Source organism: Pseudomonas sp. CM25 (assembly GCF_013179705.1).
Taxonomy (GTDB): Bacteria; Pseudomonadota; Gammaproteobacteria; order Pseudomonadales; family Pseudomonadaceae; genus Aquipseudomonas.
Genome location: NZ_JABMCW010000642.1, coordinates 1 through 1,333, shown reverse-complemented (window position 1 = coordinate 1,333; position 1,333 = coordinate 1). Strand labels below are relative to the sequence as shown.

Annotated in this window: 1 protein-coding gene; it reads left to right on the top strand. The window is 60.5% G+C overall.

Annotated elements, in window-relative coordinates; genetic code table 11:
• Window positions 1-275: 275 nt before the first annotated feature.
• Window positions 276-1,333: glycine-betaine demethylase subunit GbcA (gbcA, locus tag HP546_RS30300; protein WP_172233566.1), on the top strand; the 1,058-nt coding region annotated here is incomplete at its 3' end.

Here is a 1,333-nt window from a genome sequence, read left to right as displayed (position 1 = left end):
CTATGGCCCTTTTCATGGCTCCGATAATGCTCAACCCGTGAGCGACGTACATTCCTGCCAGCGACATCGGCGTGCTTATCGCGACCAGCCCCGCAATACAAGGGCTGGGGCGTCGTTATTCAAATCGGCCATGTCGTCCATGGATACGGTTCGCGGCGTCTTCGGACGCACACTCCACGGCAAAACAACTCGCTGCTTTTCAAGAGCAACCTTGCGGCACCACAACAACGATTAGCCACCTTTTGCCGGCCGCACACGGCCCCGAGGAATACACGATGGACGTCACCGCAACCCTGAGCCTGGGCGATCCACTGGAACCTGCACGCAAGGCCACCGCCGAGATGTTGCAGACCCGCGAGCGCACCTACTCGCTGCCCCAGCCTTTCTACACCGACGAGCGTCTGTTCCAGATCGACATGCAGGAGATCTTCCAGAAAGAATGGCTGATCGCCGGCATGACTTGCGAAATCCCGGCAAAAGGCAACTACATCACCCTGCAGATCGGCAAGAACCCGATCCTGGTGGTGCGCGGTGCCGAAGGCAAGGTGCATGCCTTCCACAACGTATGCCGCCACCGCGGTTCGCGGCTGTGCGTGAGCGACAAGGGCAAAGTGGCCAAGCTGGTCTGCCACTACCACCAGTGGACCTATGAGCTGGACGGCCGCCTGCTGTTCGCCGGCACCGAAATGGGCGCCGACTTCGACATGAAGGAGTACGGCCTGAAACCGGTACACGTGAAGGTTTCCGGCGGATACATCTTCATCAGCCTGGCGGAAAACCCGCCTGCCATCGACGAGTTCCTGGGCACCCTCGAGCACTACATGGAACCGTACGACATGGAGAACACCAAGGTGGCCGTGCACACCACCTTGATGGAAAAGGCCAACTGGAAACTGGTGCTGGAAAACAACCGCGAGTGCTACCACTGCAGCGGTTCGCACCCGGAACTGCTGCAAACCCTGCTGGAGTGGGACGACACCAACGACCCGCGCGCCAGCCAGGAATTCAAGGACCACGTGGCCAGCTCTGCCGCCGCCTGGGAAGCCGAGAAAATCCCTTACCTGCACAAAAGCCACGGCCTGCGTAACCGCATCGTGCGCATGCCGCTGCTCAAGGGCACCGTGTCGATGACCATGGACGGCAAGCAGGCCTGCCAGAAGCTGATGGGCCGCATCAAGAACCCGGACCTGGGTTCGATGCGCATCCTGCACCTGCCGCACTCGTGGAACCACTGCATGGGTGACCACATCATCGTCTTCACCGTGTGGCCGATCAGCGCCCAGGAAACCATGGTCACCACCAAGTGGCTGGTGCACAAGGATGCCGTGGAAGG